This window comes from Tenacibaculum sp. SM2510 (genome assembly GCF_057002845.1).
This window is the reverse complement of the sequence record NZ_CP192703.1, coordinates 692,501-697,500: the sequence shown is the minus strand read 5'-3', so window position 1 is coordinate 697,500 and position 5,000 is coordinate 692,501. Positions and strand designations below refer to the sequence as shown.

At 40.5% G+C, this 5,000-nt stretch carries 2 tRNA genes and 4 rRNA genes (2 of these 6 running past the window's edge); all 6 read left to right on the top strand.

The window, feature by feature from the left end:
• Positions 1–798 (top strand): 23S ribosomal RNA (locus tag ACQ629_RS03020); it begins 2,082 nt to the left of the window's first position.
• Positions 799–898: 100 nt separating this feature from the next.
• Positions 899–1,007, top strand: a 5S ribosomal RNA gene (gene rrf / locus ACQ629_RS03015).
• Positions 1,008–2,534: 1,527 nt separating this feature from the next.
• Positions 2,535–4,052 (top strand): 16S ribosomal RNA (locus tag ACQ629_RS03010).
• Positions 4,053–4,133: 81 nt separating this feature from the next.
• Positions 4,134–4,207, top strand: a tRNA-Ile gene (locus ACQ629_RS03005).
• An 87-nt stretch (positions 4,208–4,294) separates the two neighbouring features.
• Positions 4,295–4,368 (top strand) — tRNA-Ala (locus ACQ629_RS03000).
• A 222-nt stretch (positions 4,369–4,590) separates the two neighbouring features.
• Positions 4,591–5,000, top strand: a 23S ribosomal RNA gene (locus tag ACQ629_RS02995) (it continues 2,474 nt past the right edge of the window).
• Together the 16S, 23S and 5S rRNA genes with 2 tRNA genes alongside form the textbook arrangement of a ribosomal RNA operon.

The following is a 5,000-nucleotide window of genomic DNA, read 5'->3' as shown; positions in this document are numbered from 1 at the left end:
TTACTATAGCTTCGTATTGGTTTTGGATAAGTAATGTGTAGGATAGGTGGGAGACTATGAAGCGGCGTCGCTAGGCGTTGTGGAGTTGTCCTTGAAATACCACCCTTTGCTTATCTAGAGTCTAACTCAGCAATGAGAACAGTGCGTGGTGGGTAGTTTGACTGGGGTGGTCGCCTCCAAAAGAGTAACGGAGGCTTCTAAAGGTTCCCTCAGCACGTTTGGTAACCGTGCGTAGAGTGCAATGGCATAAGGGAGCTTGACTGAGAGACATACAGGTCGATCAGGTACGAAAGTAGAGCATAGTGATCCGGTGGTTCCGCATGGAAGGGCCATCGCTCAAAGGATAAAAGGTACTCCGGGGATAACAGGCTGATCTCCCCCAAGAGCTCACATCGACGGGGGGGTTTGGCACCTCGATGTCGGCTCGTCACATCCTGGGCTGGAGAAGGTCCCAAGGGTTGGGCTGTTCGCCCATTAAAGTGGCACGCGAGCTGGGTTCAGAACGTCGTGAGACAGTTCGGTCTCTATCTGCTGTGGGCGTTAGAAATTTGAGTGGATTTGACTTTAGTACGAGAGGACCGAGTTGAACTAACCTCTGGTGTATCTGTTGTTCCGCCAGGAGCATTGCAGAGTAGCTACGTTGGGAAGGGATAAGCGCTGAAAGCATATAAGCGCGAAACCCACCACAAGATGAGATTTCTTTAAAGGGTCGTGGAAGATTACCACGTTGATAGGATACAGGTGTAAAGGCAGTAATGTCATAGCCGAGTATTACTAATAACCCATAGGCTTATGTATAGTTCCCGGTCTTCGGACCGGGACGCAAACTCTTTTGATAATTTACGATATGATTTTACTAATATGTTAACTTATACAGTTGCAATATACTGAAACAATTTAAGGTGATTATCGCAATGGGGCTCACCTCTTTCCATCCCGAACAGAGAAGTTAAGCCCATTTGCGCCGATGGTACTGCCAATGGTGGGAGAGTAGGTCGTTGCCTTTCTTTTAAACCTCAATCTTTATAGATTGAGGTTTTTTTTTACGCGAAATTTAACTGAAATACATCGCTTTTAGCATAATTACCCCTCTTCTTATATTATAAATAAAGCTTATATAATTTTAAATTACTCATAGCTTTCTATTTTTTCTAATAGTTCGTTTCCCTTTTTCTCTAAATTAAGGTTAACTATAGCACTATAATGACTGATTGTAAATTTATTAATTGGGTGTTCTGCGAGTTCAAATTATTATAGCAGCCAATATGTTCAGACGCTGATTAAAACCACAGTATTTATAATCCTAAATTCAAGATATTTCTTAGAAAATAAAAAGAATAAAGTACTATTAAGTAACCCAAACTTATACAGTACAATTATGTACAAAAAAAAGGATTACAAATAGCTTTATAGTCTCCAGAGAAGGAAAATGAAAATTGATTAGTAGAAAGGAGTGATTAAAAAACACTGATTGTAATTTATAAAGAGAAATATTGAATAAAAACGCTTTTTAGAGCATGCAATTATCGAGATTAAATTAGAATATAAACTTATAAAAAGATAAAAAACAAGTTTTTAGTGTTCTCTAAAAAGTGAAGTAAACAAAAAGCGATATTTTGCAATAATGTTTCAAGCAATTTTGAAAGAGTAGATAGGTGAAAACGAATAAAAAGAGAATTAAAAATTTACGATCAAGAGCTTTATTGATGTCAAAACAAACTTTTTTAAATAAGATATAAGAGTACTGCTATCATAATTAAGTCAATCTTCAGAAAAAGCAACATGATTTGACTACAATTTTTAAGCACCATCGAGGTAAAAATTGCAAAATAGTCGTTGATATAGCATGCAAACAAATCGCTAAATATTTTTTAGAGAGGCAATATGAAAGGGTTTAATGAAAGATTTAAAGTCAAAGTTAATAATTTACAAGATTAAAACAGGTGTTAAGTAGTTGTATAACAGGGCTGCATAAAATACTTTAAAAAAAGGTTCATAAAGGTAGTTGTTATGTTAGAAAAGGAATCTATATTTGCACCCGCTAAGAGGAAAACGAATGCTTTAGGGCATGAGTGATATACTCTAAAAGTTCTTGAAAATGCTGGTTAAGATAAGTTCAATAAAGTGTAAAAAATAAGTTAATTTTTTCTTGTTTGATACAAATTAAAGGGAGTATCTTTGCAGTCCGATTTAGGGCAAATAGTTCATTAAAATGTTGTAAAAATAAACTCAAAAAAAACTTCAAAAAGTTTTGTCAGTTTTAGAAAAGTTTATAGATTTGCAACCGCTTTAAGAAAGCGATACGATCAGAGAAATTTTGGAATGGTTTTGTAATAAGAATCAGTTAGTTCGAATCTAGCATTTCTACAAAAAGTCTGAGAAGATAATCAAGTTGAAAATACTTGTGAGTGTCGACTCGACACGTTCATTGAAAATATTGAAATTGACAGCGTAAACAAAGAGTAGAATAACCACGTTCTATTAATTTAGAACAAATTCTTTTGAAACTTATTCATTAATATTATTTAAAATATACAATGAAGAGTTTGATCCTGGCTCAGGATGAACGCTAGCGGCAGGCTTAACACATGCAAGTCGAGGGGTAACATTGTGCTTGCACAGATGACGACCGGCGGACGGGTGCGTAACGCGTATAGAATCTGCCTTGTACAGGAGGATAGCCTTTAGAAATGAAGATTAACACTCCATAATGTATAGAAGAGGCATCTCTTTTATATTAAACATTTATGGGTACAAGATGACTATGCGTCCTATTAGCTAGATGGTAAGGTAACGGCTTACCATGGCAACGATAGGTAGGGGGTCTGAGAGGATTATCCCCCACACTGGTACTGAGACACGGACCAGACTCCTACGGGAGGCAGCAGTGAGGAATATTGGTCAATGGAGGCAACTCTGAACCAGCCATGCCGCGTGCAGGATGACTGCCCTATGGGTTGTAAACTGCTTTTATACAGGAAGAAACAGTGGTACGTGTACCACCTTGACGGTACTGTAAGAATAAGGACCGGCTAACTCCGTGCCAGCAGCCGCGGTAATACGGAGGGTCCAAGCGTTATCCGGAATCATTGGGTTTAAAGGGTCCGCAGGCGGTCAATTAAGTCAGAGGTGAAAGCCCATCGCTCAACGATGGAACTGCCTTTGATACTGGTTGACTTGAGTTATACGGAAGTAGATAGAATAAGTAGTGTAGCGGTGAAATGCATAGATATTACTTAGAATACCGATTGCGAAGGCAGTCTACTACGTATATACTGACGCTCATGGACGAAAGCGTGGGGAGCGAACAGGATTAGATACCCTGGTAGTCCACGCCGTAAACGATGGATACTAGTTGTTGGACTTCGGTTCAGTGACTAAGCGAAAGTGATAAGTATCCCACCTGGGGAGTACGGTCGCAAGACTGAAACTCAAAGGAATTGACGGGGGCCCGCACAAGCGGTGGAGCATGTGGTTTAATTCGATGATACGCGAGGAACCTTACCAGGGCTTAAATGTAGATTGACAGGACTAGAGATAGTTTTTCCTTCGGGCAATTTACAAGGTGCTGCATGGTTGTCGTCAGCTCGTGCCGTGAGGTGTCAGGTTAAGTCCTATAACGAGCGCAACCCCTATTGTTAGTTGCTAACAGGTAATGCTGAGGACTCTAGCGAGACTGCCGGTGCAAACCGTGAGGAAGGTGGGGATGACGTCAAATCATCACGGCCCTTACGTCCTGGGCTACACACGTGCTACAATGGTATGGACAATGAGCAGCCACTGGGCGACCAGGAGCGAATCTATAAACCATATCACAGTTCGGATCGGAGTCTGCAACTCGACTCCGTGAAGCTGGAATCGCTAGTAATCGGATATCAGCCATGATCCGGTGAATACGTTCCCGGGCCTTGTACACACCGCCCGTCAAGCCATGGAAGCTGGGGGTGCCTGAAGTTCGTTACCGCAAGGAGCGACCTAGGGTAAAACTGGTAACTAGGGCTAAGTCGTAACAAGGTAGCCGTACCGGAAGGTGCGGCTGGAACACCTCCTTTCTAGAGAAAGATGGTGAGTTACAAAAGGAAATTTTACTCTTTGCTGTTAATTTTAAAAAAACACTAATAATAAGCTATTATAGTCTCGTAGCTCAGCTGGTTAGAGCGCTACACTGATAATGTAGAGGTCGGCAGTTCGAGTCTGCCCGAGACTACTATAAGGCGATTTATTAGAAAGGAAATTCTAGAAATTAGAGGATTCGACATTCAAATCTCTGAATAGTATTCTAGGATTTTATAATGGGGGATTAGCTCAGTTGGCTAGAGCGCTTGCCTTGCACGCAAGAGGTCATCGGTTCGACTCCGATATTCTCCACTAGGCAATGCCTAGGGATAATTAAATTTATTCCAAGAGTATTGCAGAATTTAAGTTGATAAAATACTTATCAATGGCGATTCGCCATGTTCATTGACATATTGGTAAAATGATATCGTAAAGAAATCAAGATAGAGAGTTAGAGTTAAATCTAACAACAATATTTTTTATAATAAATTATAAAGAGCTCGTTCTAAACATTTATGTTTAGAGCAAAAAGTACAATAAGCTAAATAAGGGCGTATGGCGGATGCCTAGGCTTTCAGAGGCGATGAAGGACGCGATAAGCTGCGATAAGTAACGGGGAGAAGCACATATTTTATGATCCGTTAATTTCCGAATGGGGCAACCCGGTATGTTGAAGACATATCACCTCGTAAGAGGGGCAAACCCGGTGAACTGAAACATCTAAGTAACCGGAGGAAGAGAAAACAATAGTGATTCCGTTAGTAGTGGCGAGCGAACGCGGATTAGCCCAAACCATATTTGTTACGGCAAATATGGGGTTGTAGGGCTGCGACATTAGAATCTAAGTGAACTAGAATTGTCTGGAAAGACAAACCGAAGAGAGTGATAGTCTCGTATAGGTAAGCGAAGAAGATATAGCAGTACCCTGAGTAGTGCGGGACACG